Consider the following 22,557-nt stretch of genomic DNA (forward strand, 5'->3'; position numbering starts at 1 on the left):
AAGCAGCGAGCGGGGATGCGGACATGACCAATGATCGCAGTCGGGATATCACCCAGCCCCTGGAAGCGCTCCATGCCAACGAGCGCCTGAAGGCGGAAAGCCGGTTCCTGCGGGGCACCATCGAGGAAAGCCTGGCCGACCCGATCACGGGTGCGCTGCGGGACGGCGACCCGCAGCTGACGAAGTTCCACGGCTTCTACCAGCAGGACGACCGCGACCTGCGGGACGAGCGTCGGCGGCAGAAGCTCGAGCCGGCCTACCAGATGATGATCCGGCTGCGCCTGCCGGGGGGCGTGTGCACGCCCGGGCAATGGCTGCAGATCGACGACCTGGCGCGCCGCTATGGCGACGGCGGCCTGCGCCTGACCACACGCCAGACCTTCCAGCTCCACGGCGTGCTCAAGCATCACCTCAAGGCCACCATGCGCGGCATCAACCAGGCGCTGCTGGATACACTGGCGGCCTGCGGCGATGTCAACCGCACGGTCATGGCGTCGGTGAATCCGCACGAGTCCGCGGTGCACGCGGCCGTCCAGGAGCAGGCGAAGGCAGTCAGCGACCACCTGGCGCCCCGCTCGCGCGCCTACTACGAGATCTGGCTCGATGACGAGCGCGTCGACCCCGGCAGCAACGAGGAGCCCATCTACGGCCCGACCTATCTGCCGCGGAAGTTCAAGATCGGCTTCGCCGTGCCGCCGGTCAACGACATCGACGTTTACAGCCAGGACATCGGCTTCGTCGCCATCGCCGAGGACGGCGAGCTCCAGGGCTTCAACGTGCTCATCGGCGGCGGCATGGGCCGTACCGACAACGAGCCGGCGACGTTCCCCCGGCTCGGGGACCTCATCGGCTTCTGCGCGCCGGAGCAGGCGGTGGAGCTGGCCGAGGCCATCGTCACCGTGCAGCGCGACTACGGCGATCGCATCGACCGCAACCACGCGCGCATGAAGTACACCGTCGAGGACCGCGGCGCGGACTGGTTCCGTGCCGAGGTGGAACGGCGCCTGGGATGGTCCCTGGAGGCCGCCCGGCCGTACCGCTTCGACCACAACGGCGACCGCTACGGCTGGGCGCAGGGCAGCGACGGCCGCTGGCACTACACGCTGTTCATCGAGAACGGGCGCATTCGCGACTGGGACGACTACGGCCTGATGAGCGGGCTCCGGGCGATCGCCGAGGTCCACGAGGGCGAGTTCCGGCTCACCCCCAACCAGAACCTGATCATCGCCAACGTACCCGAGGCGCAGACGGCCGCCGTCGACCGCCTCATGCACGAGCACGGGCTCCTGGATCCCGCGCGGCAGAGCGCGCTGCGGCGCAATTCCATGGCCTGCGTCGCCTTCCCCACCTGCGGCCTGGCCATGGCCGAGAGCGAGCGCTACCTGCCGTCGCTGATCTCGCGGATCGAGGCCATCGCCGAGAGCGCCGGCGTCGGCGATCAGCCCATCGTCATCCGCATGACGGGGTGCCCCAACGGCTGCGCGCGGCCGTACCTGGCCGAGATCGGTTTCAGCGGCCGCGGGCCGGGCAAGTACGACCTCTACCTGGGCGGCGGGTTCCACGGGCAGCGCCTGAACAAGCCCTACCTGGACAATGTCGGCGAGGACCGCATCCTGGAGGAGCTCGGGGGCATGCTCCACCACTACGGCCGCGAGCGGCAGGACGGCGAGCCCTTCGGCGACTTCGTGATCCGCGCGGGCTACGTGCCCGAGGTGACCGCCGGGCGGGAGTTCAACCTGTAGCACGCGCCTGACAAGAACTGCCGACTGAAAGCGGCCGCGTTTTCTGAGAAGATGCGAAGCGCTGGTGTTCCGTTCGGGGCGGGCACCGGGAGAGCAGCGGATAATGCGCTCGTCGCCGGGGGAGTCGCTCCGCGCTCCCTGGCGCCGGGAGTCATTCCGAGCCGGGCACGGCGGCAGCAAGTCCCCGCGGACCAACTACGGTGTCGCCAGGCATCCCCCAACGATCGGGAAGGAATCGACCGCGGTGATCGAAGTCGTCTCGCTCTGCTTTGCCTTCGTCTTCGGCATGCTGATCAAGCAGATCGGCCTGCCGCCGCTGGTCGGCTTCCTCGCCGCCGGGTTCGCCATCCATGCGTTCGGCCCCGCCCTGGGCGTGCCGATGGCGGACGCCCGGCCGGTGCTCGATCACATCGCGCACCTGGGCGTACTGTTGCTCCTGTTCACCGTCGGGCTGAAGCTCAAGCTGCGCAATCTCGTCGAGCCCGCGGTGATCGGCGGTGCCCTGGTACATTTCGCCGTGACCGTGGCGATCTTCGCCATCGGCATCTCCTTCCTGCTCGACGTGGACCAGCGCACCGCCCTGCTCCTGGCCAGCGCGCTGGCGTTCTCGAGCACCGTGCTGGCCGCGAAGGTGCTGGAGGCCAAGCGCGAGCTCCGCGCCCTCCACGGGCGGATCGCCATCGGCATCCTCATCATCCAGGACCTCATTGCCCTGGCCGTGCTCAGCGTCGCCGGCGGGCACTCGCCGAGCCCCTGGGCACTGCTGCTGTTCGCCCTGCCGCTACTGCGCCCAGTGCTCTACCGCCTGCTTGATATCGCCGGGCACGAGGAGCTTCTCGTGCTCATGGGCGTGGTGCTGGCGGTGGTCGCCGGCGGCGCCGGCTTCGAGCTGGTCGGCGTGAGCCCGGAACTGGGGGCCCTGCTCATGGGTGTCCTGCTGGCGGGGCATCCGCGCGCGCACGAGCTGTCGGCCTCGCTCTGGGGACTCAAGGAGGTCCTGCTGATCGGCTTTTTCCTGCAGATCGGCATGCAAGGGCTGCCGGACGCGCAGGCCATCTCCTTCGCCGTGATCTTTGCCCTGGTCCTGCCCCTGAAGGGCGCGCTGTTCTTCTTCCTGCTCACCCGGTTCCGGCTGCGGGCGCGCAACGCCTTTCTCGGCGGCCTCACGCTCACCTGCTACAGCGAGTTCGGCCTCATCGTCGCCGCCGGCGTGCTCCAGGAATGGGTCGTGCCCCTGGCGCTGACCGTGGCGCTGTCGTTCGTCATCGCCGCCCCCGTCAACCGCATCGCCCACGCGCTCTACGGCCGGGTCCAGGGCCAGCTGCAGCCCTTCGAGCGGCGAACCCACCACCCGGACGAGCAGCCCACCTCGTTCGGCGACGCGGACGTGCTGGTCATGGGCATGGGCCGCACCGGCACGGCCGCCCTCGACTTCCTCAGCGAGCGTGGCCTGCGCACCGTGGGTGTCGACGCCGACCCGAGCAAGGTGGCGGACCATGTCCGCCAGGGCCGCAACGTGCTCTACGCCGATGTCGAGGACGTCGGCTTCTGGGACCGCGTGATCCTGGGCAACGTCCGCGCAGCCATCCTTGCCATGCCGGAGATCGAGGGCAAGCTCATCGCCACGCGCCACCTGCGCCGGCTCGGCTTCACCGGCCCCATCGTCGCCAATGCCCTGTTCGCTGACGACGCGGAACAGGTGCGGGCGGCGGGAGCGGACGAGGTCTACCTGACCATGACCGGCGCCGGGCACGGCCTGGCGGACAAGGTGCGGCAGGCCCTGTGACCCCGAGCCGCGAAGGCCGTTCTTCCGGGCAGGCATCCCCGGGCGGACCGGCGCGACGCGGGGCAGCCGCTTCACTGCGGGCACGGGTGCCGAGCGGGCCGGCTCGTCCGCTGCCGTGCCCCGCGGTTGCACCCGGGTGATACCGTAATGGACGAGGCTGTCGGGGCCACGAAACCCGCGTTCCGAACCCGCGCGTCCAACGAGGTCACGCAATCATGAGCAAGTTCGCGTCCACGAACGTCCACGGCGAACCGCTGGCGCCCTGCGGTCACGACCCGGTCACCGGCTTTTTCCGGGACGGCTGCTGCAACACCGGGCACGAGGACGGCGGCATGCACACGGTGTGCGCACAGGTAACCCGTGCGTTCCTGGAGTTCTCAAAGGCGTGCGGCAACGACTTGACGCAGCCCTTTCCGGAGGCGGGCTTCCCCGGCCTGCGTCCCGGCGACCGCTGGTGCCTGTGCGCGTCGCGCTGGGTCGAGGCGTACCGGGCGGGCGTGGCGCCGCCGGTGGATCTGGATGCCACCCACGAGGAAACCCTGGCGGTGATCGGGCTCGCCACGCTCCGGGAGTACGCGCTGGATCCCGGCTAGGGCCCGTCCACGTTCCCCCGGAGGCCCGGCTGCATCAGACCGTGAAGCTCTCTCCGCAGCCGCACTCGTCCTTGACGTTCGGGTTGCGGAACGCCAGGCGCTGGTTGATTCCCTCGCGGACGAAATCCACCTCCGTGCCCTCGAGGAACGGCCGGCTCTTGCGGCTCACCACCACCTGGATGCCGTACTGCTCATGCACCGTATCGGCCTCGCCGACCTCGGCCGCATAATCCACCGTGTACATGAAACCGGAGCAGCCGCTGGTGCGCACGCCGAGGCGGATGCGGGGCGCGTTGCCCGTCTTCTCGGCCTGGGATTTCACATGACGGGCGACGGCTTCGGTGATCGTCACGGTCATGGCCGTACCTCCGGATGAACGACGACTGTCAGTAGCATGGCTTGCCCACCGGTCCATTCAACGCCGGCTCGCCTCAGGTTCCGCAGAATGTCTGCGGGACGCGCTCGTGGGGCTGCGGCGGCCGCGCGTAGTCGGCCTCTTCCGGCGGCGCGTCGAAGGGCCTGGCCAGGGCATCGGCAAGCCGGTGGAAGGCGGCGAAATCACCGCGATCCTCGGCGTCCCGTATGGCGTTCTCGATGGCATGCGTGCGCGGGATGACCGCCGGGTTGACCACCCGCATGCGCTCGGCGATGGCCCGGCCCGGCCCGGATTCGGCTTCCAGGCGCCGGCGCCAGCGCGCGAGCCAGTCATCCAGCGCCTCCGGCGCCTGCAACAGTGATCGCAGCCCGTCATCGGCCCCGGTCGACTCGGCGGCGTCGCACAGGTGCCGGAAGAACAGCGTGAAATCCGCCCGGCCCCGGCTCATGATCTCCAGCAGATCGTCGACCAGGGCGTCGTCGCCATCGCACTCCCGGCACAGGCCGAGCTTGGCCCGCATGGCGCGCAGCCAGTACGCCCGGTACGCCGGCATGAACCCCTCCAGCACCGCCTGCGCCTCGCTCACGGCGCGTTCCTCGTCATCGGCGAGCAACGGCAGCAGCGACTCGGCGAATCGGGCGAGACCCCACTGGGCCATCGCGGGCTGGTTCTCGTAGGCGTAGCGCCCGGTCTGGTCCACGAAGCTGAACACGGTCCGCGGGTTGTAGGCGTCCATGAAGGCGCACGGGCCGTAATCCAGGGTCTCGCCGGCGATGGACAGGTTGTCGGTATTCATCACGCCGTGGATGAAGCCGAGGCTCAGCCACTGCGCCACCAGGGCCGCCTGGCGGTCGCAGACCTGCTCCAGCAGTGCCAGGCAGGGATTCGACGCGCTCCGCAGGTGCGGGTAGTGGCGGTCGATCACGTAGTCGGCGAGCAGCCGCAGGCCCTCGTGGTCACCGCGGACCGCGAAGTACTCGAACGTCCCCACACGCACGTGGCTCCGGGCCACCCGGGTCAGCACCGCCGCGGGCACCGGCCGCTCCCGGAAGGCGTCGTCGCCGGTGAGGACGACGGCCAGGGAGCGCGTGGTCGGCACGCCCAGGGCGTGCATCGCCTCGCTGACCAGATGCTCCCGGAGCACCGGCCCGAGCGGCGCGAGGCCGTCGCCGTGCCGGGAGAACGGCGTGCGCCCCGCGCCCTTGAGCTGGATATCCCGGCGGACGCCCTGGCGGTCCGTGACCTCCCCCAGCAGCAGCGCCCGCCCGTCCCCGAGCTGGGGCACGAAGTTGCCGAACTGGTGCCCGGCGTAGGCCATGGCCACGGGCTCCACCCCTTCCGGCAGCGCCTGGCCGGAGAACAGCGCCGCCAGCCCGGTCTCGTCGTACCCACGCAGATCCAGGCCCAGCTCGTCCGCCAGCGGCTCGTTGAACCGGATCAGCGTCGGCGCGCTGGCCGGCGCCGGCCGGCAGCGCGCGAAGAACCGGTCGGGGAGCTGTGCATAGCTGTTGTCCAGCCGGAGCTCCGGTTGCGAAGCCCCGGACTGAAGCGCAGCGGACGGGGTTGTCTCTACCATAATGAGGCACCAAAGCGTGGGCTGCCGGATGACGCGGTCATTCTACAATGTATGAATGATACATATTAAGAAGGCAGAGAACCATCCGGGGGCTTGCCGGAGACGCTGGGACGCCTCAGTGCAGCTTCAGCCGCGGCCGCATGTGCCGCGTCAGACCCTGGGCCAGCGTGGTCAGCATGACCCGGGGCAGGCCGTGGAGCACCGTGAGGTGCTTGCGGTAGAGCGAGGCATAGGCCAGCCGGGCGATGTTGCCCTCGATCATGCGGGTGCCCACGACGTTGCCCATGAGCCGGCCGACGGCGTGATCCTCGCTCAGGGAGATCAGCGAGCCGTAATCGGTATACGCGTAGGAACCCGGCTCTTGCCCGCGAAGCCGGCGCTCCACCGCCCTGGTGAGGAACGCCGCCTGCTGGCTGGCGGCCTGCGCCCGGGGCGGTACGATCCCCTCGCCGTCCGGCAGCGGACAGGCCGCGCAGTCGCCCAGCGCGAAGACGTTGGCGTCGCGGGTGGTCTGCAGGCTGCGCGTGACCTGGAGCTGGTTGGCGCGGTTGGTCTCCAGGCCGTCCAGATCCGCCAGCCACTCGGGCGCCTTGATGCCCGCCGACCACACCCGGGTGTCCGCGGGGATGAACTCGCCGCCGTCCAGCTCGACGCCCTCGCCGGTGACCGCGACCACCTTCTTGCCGGTGATCACGCGCACGCCCAGCTCCTCGAGCTGCTGATGGGTCCGCTGCGACAGCCCCGGGGACAGCGCCGGCAGAACCCGGTCGGCCGCCTCCACCAGCGTCAGCTTCAGGTCGTTCTCCGGGTCGATGCGGTCGAGACCGTAGTGCACTGCCTTGCGGGCCGCGCTGCGCAGCTCCGCCGCCAGCTCGACGCCGGTGGCCCCGGCGCCGATGATCGCCACCGACAGCTGCCCTTCGCCCAGGGGTTGCTCCTGCACCTGGGCGCGGAAGTACGCCTTGGCCATGGAGCGCTGGAAACGCTCCGCCTCGCTGACGGAGTCCAGGTACATGCAGTGCTCCGCGGCACCGGGGGTATTGAAGTGGTTGCTGACGCTGCCCACGGCAATGACCAGGGTGTCGTAGTCCAGTGTCCGCTCCGGGGCCAGCTCGTCGCCGGTCTCGTCGAACACCGGGGCCAGGCTGATGCGCCGGTTGGCACGATCCAGGCCGCTCATGTAGCCGTACTGGAAGCGGAAGCTGTGCCGCTTGGCCTGCGCCAGATAGTCCACCGTGTCCTCGTAGGAGTACAGCGTGCCGGCGGCGAGCTCGTGGAACAGCGGCTTCCACACGTGGGAGAGCTTGGCATCCACCAGCGTGATCCGGGCGCGCCCCTTGCGGCCCAGCCGCCGCCCCAGGCGGGTGGCCAGCTCGAGACCGCCGGCGCCGCCGCCGACGACAACGATGCGGTGCGGTGTTTCCTGGTCTGCCATGCGTCCGTCCCTTTCCGTTCGCGACAGGCGGCCGCCGCATGATGCCGTCGTGGGCGCGGTGGCGGCCGCGTTCAATGCTTGTGAGCGTAGCAGGTCCCGCGCAGGGATCGCGAAGCGGCGCGCGCCGCGGCCGGCAGAGGATTTTCCGTGCGGCCGCAACGTGAGAGACTCGTTCTCCGTTCGCCGGCTCGGGGAAGAGCCCCTGTCGCGCCCCACGGCGTCCGGATCGCATGGAGCATGCACACGCGGGAAAGGAGCCAGATCATGCAACACCACCTGTACGCCGCTGCCGCCGCCCTGCTGCTGACGACGACCACGGCTGCCGCCGCGCCCTACGGCACGGGCGCCGACCTCTGGCTGGAGGCCACGGCCTTCGATTACGAGGAGCCCGGCCTGATGACCCAGGAAGGCGAGCTCGCCGGGGCCGGCGGCAGCTACACCTTCGAGCCCGTGGATGCGTTGTTCGTCCGCTTCTCCGGCGACTACCGCGTCGGCGGCACCGACTACGACGGCCAGACGCAGAGCGGTATCCCGACGACCAGCGAGGCGGACGACGCCATCGGCCGCGCCTCGGCGATGCTCGCCCGGCGGCTGTCCCTGCCGGACGGCGCGGTCTACCTGGAGGGCGGGCTCGCGGTGCGGGACTGGCGACAGGATCTCAAGGACGGCACCACGAACACCGGGGCGCCCGTGGCCGGCTACGATCGGGGGCACCGCTACTACTACCTGCCGCTCGGGGCGACCTGGGAGGTCCGCCCCGCCGGCAGCGACTGGAGCTGGCACCTGGGCGCCCGTTACCAGCACGTGATCTCCGGCTACGCCTGGGCACAGCTGGAAGGCGACCAGCAGCGCCGCTTCCTCATGGACGAGGGCTACGGGGTGCGCCTGGAAACCGGCGCCACCCGCTACGACGCGGCGGGCGTGCGGATCCGCGCCGAGGCGTACCTACAGGGGTGGTCGTTCAACGACTCGGAAACCGGCGTGGTCCAGCAGGGACAGAACCTCGTCGCCGTGATCGAGCCGGAGAACGAGACCGTGGAGATCGGGCTACGCCTCGGCATCGGCTTCTGATACCGGGCGGGCGCGGGGGCCGCCTGCCGGGTCGCCGGCCATGCGCTCCACCAGGAAATCCACGAACTGCCGCACCTTGGGCGACAGGTGCCGGTGCCGCGGGTACACCACCCAGACGGCGGTGTGCGTGCAGGCATAAGGGTCCAGCACGGACACCAGCTCGCCGGTATCCAGGTGCTCGCGCACGTAGTAGTCCGGCAGCTGGGCCAGGCCCAGGCCCTTGCGCACGCCGTCCAGCAGGGCGCGCCCGGAATTGCCGCGCCAGTTGCCGTGCACGCGGACGTGCCGGTGCTGGCCGTCGACGTCGAAGGTCCAGTAATCGGTGGAGCCCAGCAGGCAGTTGTGGCCGGCCAGCTCCTCCAGGGTGTGGGGGCACGGGTGGCGCCGGAAGTAGTCCGCCGAGCCGACGACATACTCGCGGCGCGAGCACAGGCGCCGGGCGATCAGCGACGAGTCCGGCAGGGCGCCGGCCCGGATGCCCACGTCAAAGCCCTCGCTGACGATATCCACGCGACGGTTGGTGAACTCCTGGTGGACGGTGAGCTGAGGGTGGCGCAGCAGGAAATCGTTCACCAGCGGCGCGATGTAGAGCTCGCCGAAGGTCGCCGCACAGGTCAGCCGGAGCACGCCGGTGGGGCGCTGCTGGTAGTCGCCGATGGCGTGCAGCGCCTCCTGGAAGCCGTCGAAGACATGAGCGCAGTGGTCGAAATAGACCTCACCCGCGTCGGTGAGATGCAGCTGGCGCGTGGTGCGGTACAGGAGCTGGGTGTCGAGCTGCGTCTCCAGGCGCGCCACCAGGCGGCTGACATGGGAGCTGGACACCCCCAGGTGCCGGGCGGCGCCGGCGAACGAGCCGCGGCGGACCACCTCCACGAAAGCCTCGATCCGGTCCCAGTGCTGCATTGCGAACCTCTCAGGAAGTCGAGCCAGGTCGCAGCGTCGTTGCGCGGTTTGCCGGCAAGGCGCGCGAGCGCAGGCGTGGCGATACTCATTATTGCTCTGCGACAACAATCTCTTGTCGCATGATGCCTTAATGGTGCGATTCGTGTCGCCTAGACTGCCCTCTGCAACAGCCATCAACGCGACCCCGGAGGAGACGAGATGAAGTCACGTGCTGCACTGGCCATGGAAGCGAACCAGCCCCTGGTCCTGGAGGAGATCGACGTCGCCGGCCCCCGCAAGGGCGAGGTGCTGGTGCGTATGGTCGCCACCAGCGTCTGCCATACCGACGCCTACACGCTCTCGGGAGCGGACCCGGAAGGCCTGTTCCCCTCGGTCCTGGGCCACGAGGGAGCGGGCGTCGTGCAGGAGGTCGGCGAGGGCGTCACCAGCGTCCAGCCGGGTGATCACGTCATCCCGCTGTATACGGCGGAATGCGGCGAGTGCAAGTTCTGCCGCTCCGGCAAGACCAATCTCTGCAGCGCCGTGCGCGCAACCCAGGGCCAGGGCGTCATGCCCGACGGCACCTCGCGGTTCTCGCTCAACGGCAAGCCCCTGCACCACTACATGGGCTGCTCCACGTTCAGCGAGTACACGGTGCTGCCCGAGGTATCCCTGGCCAAGGTGTCGAAGGACGCGCCGCTGGACAAGATCTGCCTGCTGGGCTGCGGCGTGACCACCGGCATCGGCGCGGTGCGCAACACCGCCAAGGTAGAGCCGGGGGCCACCGTCGCGGTGTTCGGCCTCGGCGCCATCGGCCTGGCGGTGATCCAGGGCGCGCAGATGGTCGGCGCCGAGCGCATCATCGCCATCGACGTGAACCCGGAGAAGTTCAAGCTCGCCGGCCAGTTCGGCGCCACGGAGTTCGTCAACCCGAACGACTACGACGACCCCATCCAGCAGGTGATCATCGACCTCACGGACGGCGGCGTCGACTACTCCTTCGAGTGCATCGGCAACGTCAACGTCATGCGCTCGGCGCTGGAGTGCTGCCACAAGGGCTGGGGCGAGTCGGTGATCATCGGCGTCGCCGGCGCCGGCGAGGAGATCCACACCCGCCCGGTGCAGCTGGTCACCGGCCGGGTGTGGAAGGGCTCGGCCTTCGGCGGGGTGAAGGGCCGCAGCGAGCTGCCCGGCTATGTGGACGACTACATGCAGGGCCGCATCCGCATCGACGAGTTCATCACCCACGACATGCCCTTCGAGGAGATCAACGAGGCCTTCGAGCTCCTCCACAGGGGCGAGAGCATCCGCACCGTACTGCACTACTGAAGGAGCCCGCGATGACGGATTCCCTGGAACTGGTCTCGGCGACCAAGAGCTTCGACGGCTGGCTCAAGCGCTACCGCCACCGCTCCGAGGTCCTGGGCTGCGACATGATCTTCGGCATCTACCTGCCGCCGCAGGCCCGGGACCGGTCGGTACCGCTGCTGTGGTGGCTGTCCGGTCTGACCTGCACCGACGAGAACTTCATGCAGAAGGCCGGCGCCCACCGCGTGGCCGCGGAGCTGGGCGTCGCCATCGTCTGCCCGGACACCAGCCCGCGCGGCACCGACCTGCCCGGCGAGCACGACAGCTACGACTTCGGCTCCGGGGCGGGCTTCTACGTCAACGCCACCCGCGCGCCGTGGAACCGCCACTACCGCATGTACGACTACGTCGCGAGCGAGCTGCCGGCGCTGGTGCACGAGCACTTCCCCCTGTCCGGCAGGCAGGCCGTCAGCGGTCACTCCATGGGCGGCCACGGCGCCCTGATCTGCGCGCTGAGCAACCCGGACGCGTACACGTCGGTCTCCGCCTTCGCGCCCATCGCCAACCCGGTGAGCTGCCCCTGGGGCGAGAAGGCGTTCGGCGGCTACCTGGGCGACGACCGCAGCGCCTGGACGGCCTGGGACGCCAGCGAGCTGATCCGCGCCCACGGCACGTCCCATGCCCTGCTGGTGGATCAGGGGGATGCCGACAACTTCTACGCCGACGGCCAGCTGCGCCCGGAAGCACTGGAAGCGGCGTGCGAGGAGGCCGGCGTGGCGCTCACGCTGCGCTACCAGCCGGGCTACGACCACTCCTACTTCTTCATCGCCACCTTCATCGAGGAGCACCTGCGCTACCACGCGCGCCATCTGCAGACCTGAGCGGCGCCCCGGTGCCGGCAACGCATTCGCCGGCGCCGGGGGTCGGGTCACTCGCGCAGCTCGGCTTCCAGGAAGCCCAGCATCTCCTGCCACGACGCCTCGGCCGCTTCCTCGTTGTAGCCGATGGGCAGATCGAAGCGCTCGGCGTAGCGGTCCGCTTCCGGGTTGGTGAACGCGTGCTGGGCGTCGGGGTAGGTCACCAGGCGGAAGTCCGTGGCCGAGGCCACCATCTCCTTGCGGAAGGCGTCCACGTCCTCCTCCGGCACCAGCTGATCGTCCTCGCCGTGGAGCACCAGGATGGCCGCCTCGACATCCCCCGGACGGGCCCGGTTCTCGGTGGTCAGGGTGCCGTGGAAGCTGACCACCGCCTCCAGGTCGGCGCCCTGGCGGGCCATCTCCAGGACCACGCCGCCGCCGAAGCAGAAGCCGATGGCGGCGACCCGGTCGGCATCCACGGTGTCGTGCTCGCGCAGGACGGCCTCGGCGGCAGTGAAGCGCCGCTTCATGCGCTCCATGTTCTGCCGGACGGCCCCGGCCATGGCGCCGGCCTCGTCGGGATGATCCGCCACCCGGCCCTGGCCGTACATGTCCAGGGCCAGGGCCGTGTAACCGGCCTCGGCCAGCGCCTCGGCGCGGTCGCGGGCGTGCGCGTCCAGGCCCCACCACTCGTGGACCACGAGCACGCCGGGGCGCTTGCCGTCGACGTCGGCATCATGGGCGATATAGCCCTCGAACTCGGTCCCGCCGGCCGTGTAGGTGACGGTTTCCGTGCGGATGTCGACGGCCTGGGCACCGCCGGCTGCAAGCAGCAGACAGGCGGAAAAGGCTGCAATCCAGCGTGTCATGGTTCGGCTCCTGTTGCTTCGCCGGGGAAATGCAGGGCATGACCATCATGCAACAGTATGGCCGAGAATCCGTCCGCGCCAACAGGAAGCTCCGGGGCCGCCTAATCCAGGTCCAGGACCCCGCCGTCCGCGACAACCTCCATGCCCGGGGGCAGTGCCCCGGCACCGGCCCGTAGCCAGTCGTCCAGGCCGTGACTGACGTGGGTGAGCAGCGTCCGGCCGGGCTTCACGGCCGTATGCGCGGCGCGGGCGTCGTCAGGGTCGTTGTGGTTGCCGCGGCCCGCGCCGGGGGCATGGGTGCAGTCCAGGACCATGGCGTCCGGCGGGCGCTGCGCCAGGAAACGCCGCGTCTCCTCGGGGAGCCCGAGCGTGTCCGTGAGATAGGCCAGTCGCTTGCCGCCGTGGTCGAACACGTAGCCGAGGGTCGGCCGGGAGTGGCACAGCGGCACCGCGGTCACGGCCAGATCCCCGAACGCCAGGCGGCCGAAGGGCTCCAGGGTCGAGAAGCGCAGGCAGCCGTGGTTGCGCAGCAGGTCGGCGCAGCCCTCGGGATCGTCCGGCGCATGCACGGGGAGCAGCGGCGACAACCCCCAGCGGAACGGGAACAGGCCCTGCACGTGGTCGACGTGGAAGTGGGTGAGCAGCAGGGCGTCGGCAGGCGCGGCGTCGAGCAGCGCCCCGAAGTCCGTGCGCCCGGCATCGAGCATCAGCGACACGCCGGGTGCGTCCACCCGCGCGCTGGCGGGGGCGCGTCCGCGCTCCGGGGCACGGCGCGCCCGCTCGCAGGCCGCACAGCCGCAGCCGCGCAACGGGGCGGCGTCCACCGCACCGGTACCCAGGAAGGTCAGCCGCATCCGCTCCCCCTGCCCGCGACCAGTGCCGCCAGGCGGGCGGCGGCCCGGTCCAGCGGGCCGTTGTTGTCGACGACCACCCGGCTCGGGTGTTCCGGCTCGCCCAGTGCCCGCGCTCGCGCCAGGCGCGCGCGCACGGCGTCCGGGTCCTCCCGCCCGCGCAGCCGCAGGCGCTCTTCCAGCACCGCCTCGTCGACGCGGATCACCACCGGCACCAGGGCCGGCCCCCAGTGCCGGTCGGCCTGCTCCAGCGCGGCCCGGGAGCCGTTGACCACGACGCTCAGCCCCCGGGCCAGCCAGTGATCGACCTCATGTCCGATGCCGTAGAGGCAGCCGTGGCTCTCCCAGGTCACGGCGAACGAGCCGCGGGCCTCGCGCTGCCGGAATGCGTCGCGGCTCAGCGCAACGTGGTCCTCGCCGCCCGCGCTCGCGGGCCGCGTGATGTACCGGCGGGGCACCATCACCGGCAGGTCCGCGGCAAGGTGGCGGTGCAGCTCGGCCAGCAGGCTGTCCTTGCCGGCCCCGGACGGGCCGATCAGGTAGAACAGCTTCGCGGTCCCGTCGATTCTTGGCGATTCCGCCATCGCTAGAGAATCCGTTGCCGCAGCGCGGAGCTCAGGTGCTCGACGGCGAGCACCATCACGAACACGCACAGGATGATCGTCGAGACGTTACGGTAATCGTACATGTCCATGGCGGCCATGAGTTCCACGCCGATGCCGCCGGCGCCCACCAGCCCCAGCACCACCGACGAGCGCGTCGCCTTCTCGAAGGCGAACAGGGACGTGGCGATCATCGACGGCAGCGTCGCCGGGAACACGGCGCTCACCACCGTGGCCGTGGGGGTCGCGCCCAGGGACCGCAGGGCCTCGGGCGGGCCCTCGTCGGTCTCTTCCATGGCCTCGGCGAAAAAGCGCGCGCAGAAGCCGGTGGTATCCACCATCAGGGCCAGCACGCCGGCGAACGGGCCCAGCCCGACGGTGATCACGAAGATGATGGCCCAGATCAGGTCGGGCACGGTGCGGCAGGCCGTGACGATGCCGCGGGTGGCGACTTGCACGCTCCAGTGGGGCGAGGTATTGCGCGCGGACAGCACCGCCAGGGGCAGGCTGAGCACCACGCCCAGGAAGGTGCCCGCCACCGCCATCTGGAACGTCTGCAGCAGGGTCGTGCCGATGGAGGGCATGCGGTCGAGGGCCGGGGGGAACATCTCGCCGACCAGGCGCCCGATCTCGGGCACCCCGCGGGCCAGCTTGGCGAGCGACAGCTCGCTGTTGCCCAGCGACCAGAGGATGATCGCCGCGGCCATGAGATAGGCCAGGAACGACAGCACCCCGGTTCGCGGCAGGCGCGGCGGCAGCGCGCTGGTGGCCGATCGGTACGCCATGCTCAACCCGCCTCCCGCTGGTACAGGGCATCCAGCCCGCTGAAGTCCACCGCCGCCACCGGCCGGTCGAACACCACCTCGCCGGCCCGCAACGCGATCACCCGGTCGGCGTGGCGCCGGGCGTGGTCGAGATCATGCGAGCTGAACACCAGGGTCATGCCGCGGCAGCAGATCAGCTGCGAGAACAGCTCCATGACCTCCTCGCCGGCGGCCGGGTCCAGGCTCGCCGCAGGCTCGTCGGCAAACACCATCTGCGGGCGCTGCATCAGCGTCCGGGCGATGGCGACGCGCTGGGACTGGCCGCCGGAGAGGCGGTCGGCGCGCCGCGCGGCATGCTCTGCCAGGCCGACTTCCTCCAGGCAGTGCATGGCCTCGTCCCGGCACTGCCGGCCGGCCGTGGCCTGGAACCAGGCCCCGGGGTGACGGGCGCGGCCCAGGCCGCCGTGGACGACGTTGGAGAGCACCGACAGCCGGCCCACCAGGTTGTGGCGCTGGAACACGAAGCCGGTGCGCGCGCGCAGGCTGCGCAGGCCGCCCCGGGGCAGGCCCAGCACGTCGCTGCCGAACAGCTGCACCTGCCCCGCCGTGGGCTCCACAAGGCGCAGGCAGCAGCGCAGCAGCGTGGACTTGCCGCTGCCGTTGGCGCCCAGCAGCGCCACCCGCTCGCCGGGCTCCACGCGGAACGAGATGTCGCTCAGGACGGGCTCCGGCTCGCCCTTGTAGCGTTTGCTCAGGCCGTTCACGGCAAGCTCGGCGGAGCGCTGCGCCGTCACGGCCTCCGGGGCGGCGCCCCGGAAAGCCAAGGTTGCTGGCTCGGTGGCCATGGATGTCACTCCCCCGGGAACCGGCCGAAGTCTTCCTGACCGATGCTGCGGTACGCCTTGCGGACATACTCGTAGTCGCTGTCATCGATATTGCGGATGAAGCGCATGCCCTCGTACTTCTGGTTCTCCTCGCCGCCCTCGTCGACGATGGCGCGCACCAGGGCGTCCGAGTTGTCGACGATGACCGTCTGCATCTCCTCGACGACCTCGTCGCTCACGTGATCACCGGCCACCAGCACGTCATTGGGCAGGTCGGGCCCGCGGGCGATGACCCGGAACGCCCCCGGCGAGACCTCGTCCGCCCGCTCCCGGAGCCGCATGTAGTCGTCCATGTAGTTCGTGCCCCAGGCGGCGACGTCGCCCCGGAGCAGGGACTCGAAGGCGACCCGCGCCTTGGTGTGCACCAGCTCGATGTCCTCCTGGGGGTCGATGCCGTAGTCCGCGAGCACCTGCAGCGGCGCCAGGTGCGAAGACGTGGAGCCGACGTCGCCCACGGCCACCTTGCGGCCCTCCAGGTCCTCCACCGAGGTGATGCCGCTGTCGGCCATGGTGATGACCCCGGAGAAGTAGTCCGGCCGGCTGAAGCCGAGGATGGGCTCGGCATCGGTGAGGTGGCGCATGACGACGTACTCGGCCGGCCCGGTCAGAACCAGGTCCACCCGCTCGGAGCGCAGCAGCTCCACCGCCGCCGTACGGCTGGTCACGGGCGCGAACTCGACGGTGTAGTCGGTGTTCGCTTCCAGCTCCTCCTTGAAAGGCGCCCAGTCGCGCCGCAGCTCTTCCAGCCCGGATACGTCGGTCACGGTCATGGTGAGCGTGTCCTGCTGGGCCTGCACGCTGCCCGCCGACAGGGCCAGGGCCGTTACCGTGCATAGCGTGCCTGTTACCAGAGTCTTGCCGTTCATCGATGCCTCCGCTGGTTGGCGATTGAACGGGACCCATGCTGACGGCACCCCGTTACAGGATCGTTATGTTCCTGTTGAGATTGAAAAAAGTTTTCCTGACCGAAAACCCCACCAATGACCGTGGTGGTGCGGAAATCCGCGTTGCGCCTTCATTCCCGCGCAACCGGGCGCGACTAACCTGCTGGCATCATTCAACGGCAAGGAGCATTGCATGAACATGACAGCCGCGGGCGCGCAACCGGCCGCCGAAGCCGATCTGGACATCCGCAACGCGCGGGCGCTTCTTCCGGGCGACGGTCTCCAGGAGACGCATCTGCGCATCGCCGGCGGCCGCATCGCCGAGTGCGCCGCCTCCGGGCGGGGGGCCGGCACCACGCTGGACGCCGGCGGGCTGCTGGCGCTGCCGGGCATTGTCGATCTCCACGGCGACGCCTTCGAGCACCTGCTCATGCCCCGCTCCGGGGTGCGCTTCCCCGTCGGCGTCGCGCTGGCCGAGGTGGACCGGCAGCTGCTGGCCAACGGCATCACCACCGCCTACCACGGCATCACCTATTCCTGGGAGCCGGGGCTCCGCGGGCGCGACACGGTGGTCGCGGTACTGGATGCCCTGGAGACCATCGGCGGGCGCCTGGGCTGCGACACCCGCGTGCACCTGCGCCACGAGCTGCACAATGTCGACGCCGAGGCCGAGATCCGCGACTGGATCCGGGCCGGGCGCATCGGGCTGCTCGCCCTCAACGACCACCTGGACATGATCCAGGCGCGCCTGGACCGCACGGAGAAGCTCTCCCAGTACACCGAGCGCTCCGGGCTGGGGCCGGAGGACTACCGGGCGCTGGTCGAGCGGGTGGCGGCACGCACCGGCGAGGTCCCCGCCACCACCGCGAGCCTGTGCCGCGAGGCGGTGGCGGCGCGCCTGCCGGTGGCCTCCCACGACGACGAGACGCCGGCCATGCGCGCGGACTACCGCGGCCTGGGTGCGGCGCTGTGCGAGTTCCCGTGCAACCCGGAAACGGCGCGCGAGGCGGTGAGCGCGGGCGAGGCGGTCATCCTCGGCGCGCCCAACGTCCTGCGCGGCGGCAGCCACGATGCGCGCCTGCACGCCACCGAGGCGATCAGCGACGGGCTCTGCACGGCGCTGGCGTCGGACTACTACTACCCCGCCGCCCTGCACGCGGCGTTCCAGCTCAGCCGCTACGAGGTGCTGCCGTTCCCCGCCGCCTGGGATCTCGTCTCCGGCGGCCCGGCGCGGGCCGCCGGCCTGGACGACCGCGGCGCCATCGCGCCGGGCCGCCGCGCCGATGTGCTGCTGGTGGACCCGGATTCGCCCCTGGGACCGCAGGTGGTGGCCACCGTCGCCGGCGGCGAGCTGGTCCACGTGCACGACACCGCAGGGCGCCTGCGGGCGTTCAGCGCCTCCTGAGCGCCGGGGAGGGCCCATGCAGCCACGGAGCCTAGCCCAGGGACATCTAGCCCACGCTCATCTGGTGGGGCTCGAACACGAAGCGCACGCGCTGGCCGGCGTAGCGGCCGATGGCGAACTCGATGGGGCGGCTGTCCGGATCCACGTTGACGCTGCGGTGCTCCAGCACCGGCTGGGAGCGCGGCTGGCGCAGCAGATGGGCCTCGTCGTCGTCGGGCAGCCGGGCGCGCACCCGGGTGACCTGGCGGAAGTAGTCCCGCACGCCGAAGCGGTACAGCGCGCTGGTCAGGGACGCGCTCTCCCGGAAGGCCTCGACCAGGCCGTCAAAGCGGTTCCGGGGGAAGTAGTGCGCCGTCACCGCCAGGGGCATCTCGTCCATGAAGCGGATGGTCTCCAGCAGGAGCACCGGGGCGCCGACGGCGATCAGCAGGGCGTCCGCCATCTCCTCCGTCGCCGCCTCCTGGCCGGAGCGCAGCAGATGGCTGTGCGGGTCGTGGCGGGCGCCGATGAGAATGTCCGAGAACCGGGTGCGCCCGGTGACCGGATAGTCCAGCACGGGCTCCTGCACGAAGGTCCCGCGGCCCTGCTCGATGCGCACGAGGCCCTCATCGGCCAGCGCGGCCATGGCGTGCCGCACCGTGTGGCGATTGACCCCGAACCGGCGCCCCAGTGCGGCTTCCGTAGGCAGGCGCGCGCCGGGCGCGTGCTCGCCGGCGGCGATCTCGTCGGCGAGCTGATCGCGGATGCGGCGCCAGCGTGGACGGCCGGTGGCGTGAGGCATGGCTGGTGCTCCCCCGGAGGCCGACGGCCCCGCTGTCATCAAAGGGTCAAGGCAGTACGTTGCAATGGCATTCATAGCATCCAGACATCTAGATGTATAGGATCAATTTCCATGACCGCGCACTCCACATCGCCGGCCCCGGAGCCCAGGGAGCGCCAGGAGCGGCTCGCGCTCCTGGCGCGCGCCCCCGAGGAACTGCTGGAGGCAGCCTGGCAGGAACTGCCCGGCAAGCCGCGCCTTACGCCCCTGCGCCCCCCGGAGACCGGGCTGCTCATGGTCCGGGGCCGGGCCGGCGGTACCGGCCGGCAGTTCCACCTGGGCGAGGTCGCCGTCACCCGGGCAGCCGTGTGCCTGCCCGACGGCACGGCCGGCTACGGCTACGTCCTGGGCCAGCGGTCCCGGCACGCCGAGCTGGCCGCCTGCTTCGACGCCATGGCCGCTGACGGCTCGTGGGCGGCCGAGGTCCAGCGCGCGGTCCTGGATCCGGCCGCCCGGCACGTGGAAGCGGAAGACGCCGCGGCCCGGCAGCGGGCGGAGGCCACCCGGGTGGACTTCAGCACCCTGGTCCGGGAGGGCTGATGGCGACGGCAACCACGGTATTCCGCGATCCCGTGCACGACGCCCAGCGCACCTTCCGCTGCGCCCTGGAGGCCATGGCCCGGCCGGCGACCTGGCAGGCGCTGCCGGCGGCGCCCGAGCCGCTGCCCGGCCTGGGCCCGGGCGCCACGGCCCTGGCGCTGACCCTGCTGGATCACGAGGTCACCGCCTGGCTCGGCCCCGGCGCGCGCGCCGCCGGTCCCGGCCTGCGTTTCGCCTGCGGCGTGGCTATCACGGAGGCGCCGGGGCAGGCCGATTTCGCCTTTGCCGCCGCCGCCGAGCTGGGAGATCTGTCCGCGTTCGCCGCCGGCAGCGATACGACCCCGGAGACCTCCGCCACCCTCGTTGTCGAGGTGGACGACCACGAAGGCGAGACCGGGCTGCTGTGCTCCGGGCCGGGGCTGGCGGCTCCGACCCCGCTGCGCTGCCGCGGGCTGCCCCCGGCGTTCGCGGCCCAGTGGCGCCGGCAGGCCGGCAGGCTGCCGTGCGGGGTGGATGTCTTCCTCCTGGCGGGCCGGCGTCTGGCCGCCCTGCCGCGCACCGTGGAATTGCAGGAGGCCCCGTGTACGCAACGGTAAAGGGCGGCGAGCAGGCCATCGACAACGCCCACCGCTGGCTCGCCGACCAGCGGCGGGGCGACCGCGGCGTCGCCGAGCTGGACCTGGCGCAGATCCGCCAGCAGATGGGGCGTGCCGTGGACCGGGTGATGAGCGAGGGCTCCCTGGCCGACCCGGAGCTCGCCGCCGTGGCCCTGAAGCAGGCCCAGGGCGACATCAACGAGGCGGTGTTCCTGCTGCGCGCCTACCGCAACACCCTGCCGCGGCTGGGCCGCACGGAACCGCTGGATACCGGCGCCATGCGCCTGGACCGCCGGATCACGCCGGTGTTCAAGGACACGCCCGGGGGCCAGATGCTCGGGCCGACCTTCGATTACAGCCATCGCCTGCTGGATTTCTCCCTGGCCGGCAACGACGACCCGCCCCCGGCGGCCGAGGCCGAGCCGGCGGCGGACGGCGCCGTCACCCCGATCACGGAACAGCTGGTCCGGGAAGGGCTGACCGAGCCCGACCTCGCGGACGACACGCAGCCGGTGGCGGACATCACCCGGGAGCCCCTGCGCCTTCCGGCGGGCCGGGACGCCCGGCTGCAGGCCCTGGCCCGGGGCGACGAGGGGTTTCTCCTGGGGCTGGCGTATTCCACCCAGCGGGGGCACGGCGGGCACAAGGTCTACGCCGGCGAGGTCCGGCAGGGCGAGGTCACGGTGTCGTTCGTGCCGGAGGAGCTGGGCTTCCCGGTGGAGATCGGCCGCATGACCGTGAGCGAGTGCCACGTGCTCACCCCGGAGCAGGCGGACAGCGACCGCGGTCCGGGGCTGGCCCGCGGCTACGGCCTGGCCTTCGGCCGCAGCGAGCGCAAGGCCATGACCATGGCCCTGGTGGACCGGGCGCTGCAGGCCCGCGAGCGCGGCGAGCGCATCCAGGCGCCGGCCCAGGACGAGGAGTACGTCCTCGGCCACCTGGACAGCGTGCACGCCGCCGGCTTCCTGGAGCACCTGAAGCTGCCCCACTACGTGGACTTCCAGGCCGAGCTGGCGACCCTGCGGGCCCTGCAGCAACGCAACGATCGCGACGACGACGGAGGCGACCAGCCGTGAGCGCAGCATCCCCCGGGGCCGGGCCCCTGCCCGGCTACAATTTCGCCTATCTGGACGAGCAGACCCGGCGGATGATCCGCCGCGCCCTGCTCAAGGCGGTCGCCATTCCGGGGCACCAGGTGCCCTTCGCCGCCCGGGAGATGCCCCTGCCCTACGGCTGGGGCACCGGCGGGCTGCAGATCACGGCGGCTCTGCTGGGCCGCGACGACGTGCTCAAGGTCATCGACCAGGGCGCCGACGACGCCACCAACGCCACCAGCATCCGCCGGTTCTTCGCGCGCACCGCCGGCGTGGCGACCACGGAGCGCACGGATGCGGCGAGCATCATCCAGACCCGTCACCGCATCCCCGAGACCCCGCTGCGGCCGGACCAGGTGCTGGTCTACCAGGTGCCCGACCCGGAACCCCTGCGCGGGGTGGAGACCCGCGAGGCAGAGGCCCGGCGGATGCACGCCGCAGCGGACTACGGCCTCGCCCGGGTCGCCCTGTACGAGCAGATCGCCCACTACGGCCGCGTGCGGCAGGCCTACAACCACCCGGTGATCGTCAACCGCCGCTACCTTGCGAGCCCGAGCCCGATCCCGCGCTTCGACAATCCCAAGCTGGACCACAGCCCGGCACTGCAGCTGTTCGGCGCCGGCCGCGAGCGGCGGGTCTATGCCATTCCGCCGCACACGCCGGTGCACAGCCTGGATTTCGACGATGTGCCGTTCACCGTGGATGCCGATGACACCGCCTGCTCCCTGTGCGGCGCCACCGACACGTACCTGGACGAGATCGTTCTGGACGACCATGGCACCCGCCGGTACCTGTGCTCGGACACCGATTTCTGTCGGCGCAATCGCGACGGAGGCCCGGACCATGAGTGACGCACCGCTGCTGGAGGCCGAGGCCGTCACCTGCCGCTTCGGCCGCGTAACCGCCTGCCGCGACATCGACGTGGCGGTGCACGCCGGCGAGATCCTGGGCATCGTCGGCGAGTCCGGCGCCGGCAAGTCCACGCTGCTGCGGTGCCTGGCCGGGGTCGTGCGGCCGGCGTCCGGAACCGTGACCTACACCGACGCCGGGGGCCGGGAACACCCGCTGCACGCCCTGGAGGACAGCGCACTGCGCCGCCTGGCGCGCACGGACTGGGGATTCGTGCACCAGCATCCCCACGACGGCCTGCGTCCCCACCTGTCGGCCGGGGCCAACGTGGCCGAGCCGCTGCTGCGGTGCGGCGAGACCCGCTACGGACGGATCCGCACCGCGGCGCGCCACTGGCTGGAGCAGGTGGAGCTGGATCCCGTGCGCATGGACGACCGCGTGCGCACCTTCTCCGGGGGCATGCAGCAGCGCGTGCAGCTGGCGCGCAACCTGGTCACCGAGCCCCGGCTGCTGTTCCTGGACGAGCCCACCGGGGGCCTCGACGTCTCCGTCCAGGCGCGGCTGCTGGACCTGATCCGCCAGCTGGTGGCGCGCCTGCAGGTGGCCGTGGTGCTGGTCACCCACGACCTGGCCGCGGTGCGGCTGCTGGCGCACCGCCTCGTGGTCATGCAGCAGGGCGGGATCGTGGAGCAGGGGCTCACCGATCAGGTGCTGGACGACCCGCAGCACGCATACAGCCAGCTGCTGGTCGCCTCGGAGCTGAGGTGCTGACC

The 22,557-nt window shown here is 71.0% G+C and carries 23 protein-coding genes; 12 read left to right on the top strand and 11 right to left on the bottom strand.

Translation table 11 applies throughout. From position 1 onward, the window contains the following. The first annotated feature begins 23 nt into the window (after positions 1–23). From QWY84_RS02185 to QWY84_RS02195, 3 genes are all read left to right on the top strand, one after another. Positions 24–1,742: an NADPH-dependent assimilatory sulfite reductase hemoprotein subunit gene (locus tag QWY84_RS02185; RefSeq protein ID WP_290200809.1), complete on the top strand. Its 1,719-nt coding sequence runs from the start codon at positions 24–26 to the stop codon at positions 1,740–1,742. Between the two features lie 244 nt (positions 1,743–1,986). Continuing rightward, complete coding sequence (locus tag QWY84_RS02190; RefSeq protein WP_290200810.1) at positions 1,987–3,528, top strand: cation:proton antiporter family protein; 1,542 nt, start codon at positions 1,987–1,989, stop codon at positions 3,526–3,528. A 215-nt stretch (positions 3,529–3,743) separates the two neighbouring features. After that, positions 3,744–4,121: a DUF2237 family protein gene (locus tag QWY84_RS02195; protein ID WP_290200811.1), complete on the top strand. Its 378-nt coding sequence runs from the start codon at positions 3,744–3,746 to the stop codon at positions 4,119–4,121. Positions 4,122–4,155: 34 nt separating this feature from the next. On the opposite strand, the gene QWY84_RS02200 is transcribed toward QWY84_RS02195, so the two are convergent. The 3 genes from QWY84_RS02200 to QWY84_RS02210 all read right to left on the bottom strand — a co-directional run bounded on the left by QWY84_RS02200 (position 4,156) and on the right by QWY84_RS02210 (position 7,508). Continuing rightward, entirely contained in the window at positions 4,156–4,479 is a 324-nt protein-coding gene (locus QWY84_RS02200) for a HesB/IscA family protein (protein WP_290200812.1), read from the bottom strand. Between the two features lie 73 nt (positions 4,480–4,552). Continuing rightward, positions 4,553–6,073 carry a protein adenylyltransferase SelO gene (locus QWY84_RS02205; protein ID WP_290200813.1) on the bottom strand — a complete coding sequence of 507 codons (1,521 nt, stop codon included), beginning with the start codon at positions 6,071–6,073 and terminating at the stop codon, positions 4,553–4,555. 115 nt (positions 6,074–6,188) lie between these two features. Continuing rightward, entirely contained in the window at positions 6,189–7,508 is a 1,320-nt protein-coding gene (locus QWY84_RS02210) for an NAD(P)/FAD-dependent oxidoreductase (protein ID WP_290200814.1), read from the bottom strand. A gap of 264 nt (positions 7,509–7,772) precedes the next feature. On the opposite strand from QWY84_RS02210, the gene QWY84_RS02215 reads away from it, so the two are divergent. After that, the gene (locus tag QWY84_RS02215; RefSeq protein WP_290200815.1) at positions 7,773–8,579 is read left to right on the top strand and encodes a hypothetical protein; all 807 of its coding nucleotides are present in this window, start codon (positions 7,773–7,775) and stop codon (positions 8,577–8,579) included. Here the strand turns inward: QWY84_RS02215 and QWY84_RS02220 are convergent. Next, a complete protein-coding gene (locus QWY84_RS02220) occupies positions 8,556–9,482 on the bottom strand; it encodes a LysR family transcriptional regulator (RefSeq protein WP_290200816.1) in 927 nt (308 codons plus the stop codon). The two genes, QWY84_RS02215 and QWY84_RS02220, sit on opposite strands and share 24 nt — an antisense overlap. A gap of 198 nt (positions 9,483–9,680) precedes the next feature. On the opposite strand from QWY84_RS02220, the gene QWY84_RS02225 reads away from it, so the two are divergent. Together QWY84_RS02225 and fghA are read left to right on the top strand one after the other, a co-directional pair. Beyond that, positions 9,681–10,790, top strand: coding sequence for an S-(hydroxymethyl)glutathione dehydrogenase/class III alcohol dehydrogenase (locus tag QWY84_RS02225; RefSeq protein WP_290200817.1), 1,110 nt, complete (start codon positions 9,681–9,683; stop codon positions 10,788–10,790). A gap of 11 nt (positions 10,791–10,801) precedes the next feature. Continuing rightward, a complete protein-coding gene (gene fghA, locus QWY84_RS02230; protein ID WP_353959865.1) occupies positions 10,802–11,650 on the top strand; it encodes an S-formylglutathione hydrolase in 849 nt (282 codons plus the stop codon). 47 nt (positions 11,651–11,697) lie between these two features. On the opposite strand, the gene QWY84_RS02235 is transcribed toward fghA, so the two are convergent. From QWY84_RS02235 to QWY84_RS02260, 6 genes are all read right to left on the bottom strand, one after another. Continuing rightward, positions 11,698–12,495 (bottom strand): dienelactone hydrolase family protein, encoded by a 798-nt coding sequence (locus tag QWY84_RS02235; protein ID WP_290200818.1) that lies wholly within the window; start codon positions 12,493–12,495, stop codon positions 11,698–11,700. Between the two features lie 101 nt (positions 12,496–12,596). Continuing rightward, a complete protein-coding gene (gene phnP, locus QWY84_RS02240; protein ID WP_290200819.1) occupies positions 12,597–13,349 on the bottom strand; it encodes a phosphonate metabolism protein PhnP in 753 nt (250 codons plus the stop codon). Further along, positions 13,340–13,930, bottom strand: a complete 591-nt coding sequence (phnN, locus tag QWY84_RS02245; protein ID WP_290200820.1) for a phosphonate metabolism protein/1,5-bisphosphokinase (PRPP-forming) PhnN — start codon at positions 13,928–13,930, stop codon at positions 13,340–13,342. The genes phnP and phnN overlap by 10 nt, the downstream gene beginning before the upstream one ends. Before the next feature lie 2 nt (positions 13,931–13,932). Beyond that, positions 13,933–14,733, bottom strand: a complete 801-nt coding sequence (gene phnE / locus QWY84_RS02250; RefSeq protein WP_290200821.1) for a phosphonate ABC transporter, permease protein PhnE — start codon at positions 14,731–14,733, stop codon at positions 13,933–13,935. A 2-nt stretch (positions 14,734–14,735) separates the two neighbouring features. Beyond that, positions 14,736–15,557: a phosphonate ABC transporter ATP-binding protein gene (locus QWY84_RS02255; protein WP_290200822.1), complete on the bottom strand. Its 822-nt coding sequence runs from the start codon at positions 15,555–15,557 to the stop codon at positions 14,736–14,738. Positions 15,558–15,562: 5 nt separating this feature from the next. Then, positions 15,563–16,462 (bottom strand): phosphate/phosphite/phosphonate ABC transporter substrate-binding protein, encoded by a 900-nt coding sequence (locus QWY84_RS02260; RefSeq protein WP_290200823.1) that lies wholly within the window; start codon positions 16,460–16,462, stop codon positions 15,563–15,565. Between the two features lie 211 nt (positions 16,463–16,673). Between QWY84_RS02260 and QWY84_RS02265 the strand changes: the two genes are divergently transcribed. Next, positions 16,674–17,885, top strand: coding sequence for an alpha-D-ribose 1-methylphosphonate 5-triphosphate diphosphatase (locus QWY84_RS02265; protein WP_290200824.1), 1,212 nt, complete (start codon positions 16,674–16,676; stop codon positions 17,883–17,885). A 46-nt stretch (positions 17,886–17,931) separates the two neighbouring features. Here QWY84_RS02265 and phnF read toward each other — a convergent pair whose 3' ends face one another. Next, positions 17,932–18,666 (bottom strand): phosphonate metabolism transcriptional regulator PhnF, encoded by a 735-nt coding sequence (phnF, locus tag QWY84_RS02270; RefSeq protein ID WP_290200825.1) that lies wholly within the window; start codon positions 18,664–18,666, stop codon positions 17,932–17,934. 111 nt (positions 18,667–18,777) lie between these two features. Between phnF and phnG the strand changes: the two genes are divergently transcribed. From phnG to phnK, 5 genes are read left to right on the top strand one after another with little or no spacing between them, the layout of a single operon-like run. After that, positions 18,778–19,245: a phosphonate C-P lyase system protein PhnG gene (gene phnG, locus QWY84_RS02275; RefSeq protein WP_290200826.1), complete on the top strand. Its 468-nt coding sequence runs from the start codon at positions 18,778–18,780 to the stop codon at positions 19,243–19,245. Then, positions 19,245–19,841 (top strand): phosphonate C-P lyase system protein PhnH, encoded by a 597-nt coding sequence (gene phnH, locus QWY84_RS02280; RefSeq protein ID WP_290200827.1) that lies wholly within the window; start codon positions 19,245–19,247, stop codon positions 19,839–19,841. The genes phnG and phnH overlap by 1 nt, the downstream gene beginning before the upstream one ends. Next, entirely contained in the window at positions 19,826–20,917 is a 1,092-nt protein-coding gene (locus QWY84_RS02285) for a carbon-phosphorus lyase complex subunit (protein WP_290200828.1), read from the top strand. The genes phnH and QWY84_RS02285 overlap by 16 nt, the downstream gene beginning before the upstream one ends. Beyond that, complete coding sequence (locus QWY84_RS02290) at positions 20,914–21,786, top strand: alpha-D-ribose 1-methylphosphonate 5-phosphate C-P-lyase PhnJ (protein WP_290200829.1); 873 nt, start codon at positions 20,914–20,916, stop codon at positions 21,784–21,786. The genes QWY84_RS02285 and QWY84_RS02290 overlap by 4 nt, the downstream gene beginning before the upstream one ends. After that, positions 21,779–22,555, top strand: a complete 777-nt coding sequence (gene phnK / locus QWY84_RS02295; RefSeq protein WP_290200830.1) for a phosphonate C-P lyase system protein PhnK — start codon at positions 21,779–21,781, stop codon at positions 22,553–22,555. The genes QWY84_RS02290 and phnK overlap by 8 nt, the downstream gene beginning before the upstream one ends. Positions 22,556–22,557 lie beyond the last annotated feature (2 nt).

It is taken from the genome of Aquisalimonas lutea (assembly GCF_030409225.1).
Lineage (GTDB): Bacteria > Pseudomonadota > Gammaproteobacteria > Nitrococcales > Aquisalimonadaceae > Aquisalimonas > Aquisalimonas lutea.

What these genes read in the sequence shown, in the direction of transcription:
- QWY84_RS02200 (WP_290200812.1), bottom strand. Translation starts at nt 4,479, where the DNA reads ATGACCGTGACGATCACCGAAGCCGTCGCCCGTCATGTGAAATCCCAG.
- phnE (WP_290200821.1), bottom strand. Translation starts at nt 14,733, where the DNA reads ATGGCGTACCGATCGGCCACCAGCGCGCTGCCGCCGCGCCTGCCGCGA.
- fghA (WP_353959865.1), top strand. Translation starts at nt 10,802, where the DNA reads ATGACGGATTCCCTGGAACTGGTCTCGGCGACCAAGAGCTTCGACGGC.
- QWY84_RS02225 (WP_290200817.1), top strand. Translation starts at nt 9,681, where the DNA reads ATGAAGTCACGTGCTGCACTGGCCATGGAAGCGAACCAGCCCCTGGTC.
- QWY84_RS02195 (WP_290200811.1), top strand. Translation starts at nt 3,744, where the DNA reads ATGAGCAAGTTCGCGTCCACGAACGTCCACGGCGAACCGCTGGCGCCC.
- QWY84_RS02220 (WP_290200816.1), bottom strand. Translation starts at nt 9,482, where the DNA reads ATGCAGCACTGGGACCGGATCGAGGCTTTCGTGGAGGTGGTCCGCCGC.
- QWY84_RS02215 (WP_290200815.1), top strand. Translation starts at nt 7,773, where the DNA reads ATGCAACACCACCTGTACGCCGCTGCCGCCGCCCTGCTGCTGACGACG.
- phnG (WP_290200826.1), top strand. Translation starts at nt 18,778, where the DNA reads ATGACCGCGCACTCCACATCGCCGGCCCCGGAGCCCAGGGAGCGCCAG.
- phnH (WP_290200827.1), top strand. Translation starts at nt 19,245, where the DNA reads ATGGCGACGGCAACCACGGTATTCCGCGATCCCGTGCACGACGCCCAG.
- phnP (WP_290200819.1), bottom strand. Translation starts at nt 13,349, where the DNA reads ATGCGGCTGACCTTCCTGGGTACCGGTGCGGTGGACGCCGCCCCGTTG.
- phnF (WP_290200825.1), bottom strand. Translation starts at nt 18,666, where the DNA reads ATGCCTCACGCCACCGGCCGTCCACGCTGGCGCCGCATCCGCGATCAG.
- phnK (WP_290200830.1), top strand. Translation starts at nt 21,779, where the DNA reads ATGAGTGACGCACCGCTGCTGGAGGCCGAGGCCGTCACCTGCCGCTTC.
- QWY84_RS02185 (WP_290200809.1), top strand. Translation starts at nt 24, where the DNA reads ATGACCAATGATCGCAGTCGGGATATCACCCAGCCCCTGGAAGCGCTC.
- phnN (WP_290200820.1), bottom strand. Translation starts at nt 13,930, where the DNA reads ATGGCGGAATCGCCAAGAATCGACGGGACCGCGAAGCTGTTCTACCTG.
- QWY84_RS02260 (WP_290200823.1), bottom strand. Translation starts at nt 16,462, where the DNA reads ATGAACGGCAAGACTCTGGTAACAGGCACGCTATGCACGGTAACGGCC.
- QWY84_RS02255 (WP_290200822.1), bottom strand. Translation starts at nt 15,557, where the DNA reads ATGGCCACCGAGCCAGCAACCTTGGCTTTCCGGGGCGCCGCCCCGGAG.
- QWY84_RS02235 (WP_290200818.1), bottom strand. Translation starts at nt 12,495, where the DNA reads ATGACACGCTGGATTGCAGCCTTTTCCGCCTGTCTGCTGCTTGCAGCC.
- QWY84_RS02205 (WP_290200813.1), bottom strand. Translation starts at nt 6,073, where the DNA reads ATGGTAGAGACAACCCCGTCCGCTGCGCTTCAGTCCGGGGCTTCGCAA.
- QWY84_RS02265 (WP_290200824.1), top strand. Translation starts at nt 16,674, where the DNA reads ATGAACATGACAGCCGCGGGCGCGCAACCGGCCGCCGAAGCCGATCTG.
- QWY84_RS02210 (WP_290200814.1), bottom strand. Translation starts at nt 7,508, where the DNA reads ATGGCAGACCAGGAAACACCGCACCGCATCGTTGTCGTCGGCGGCGGC.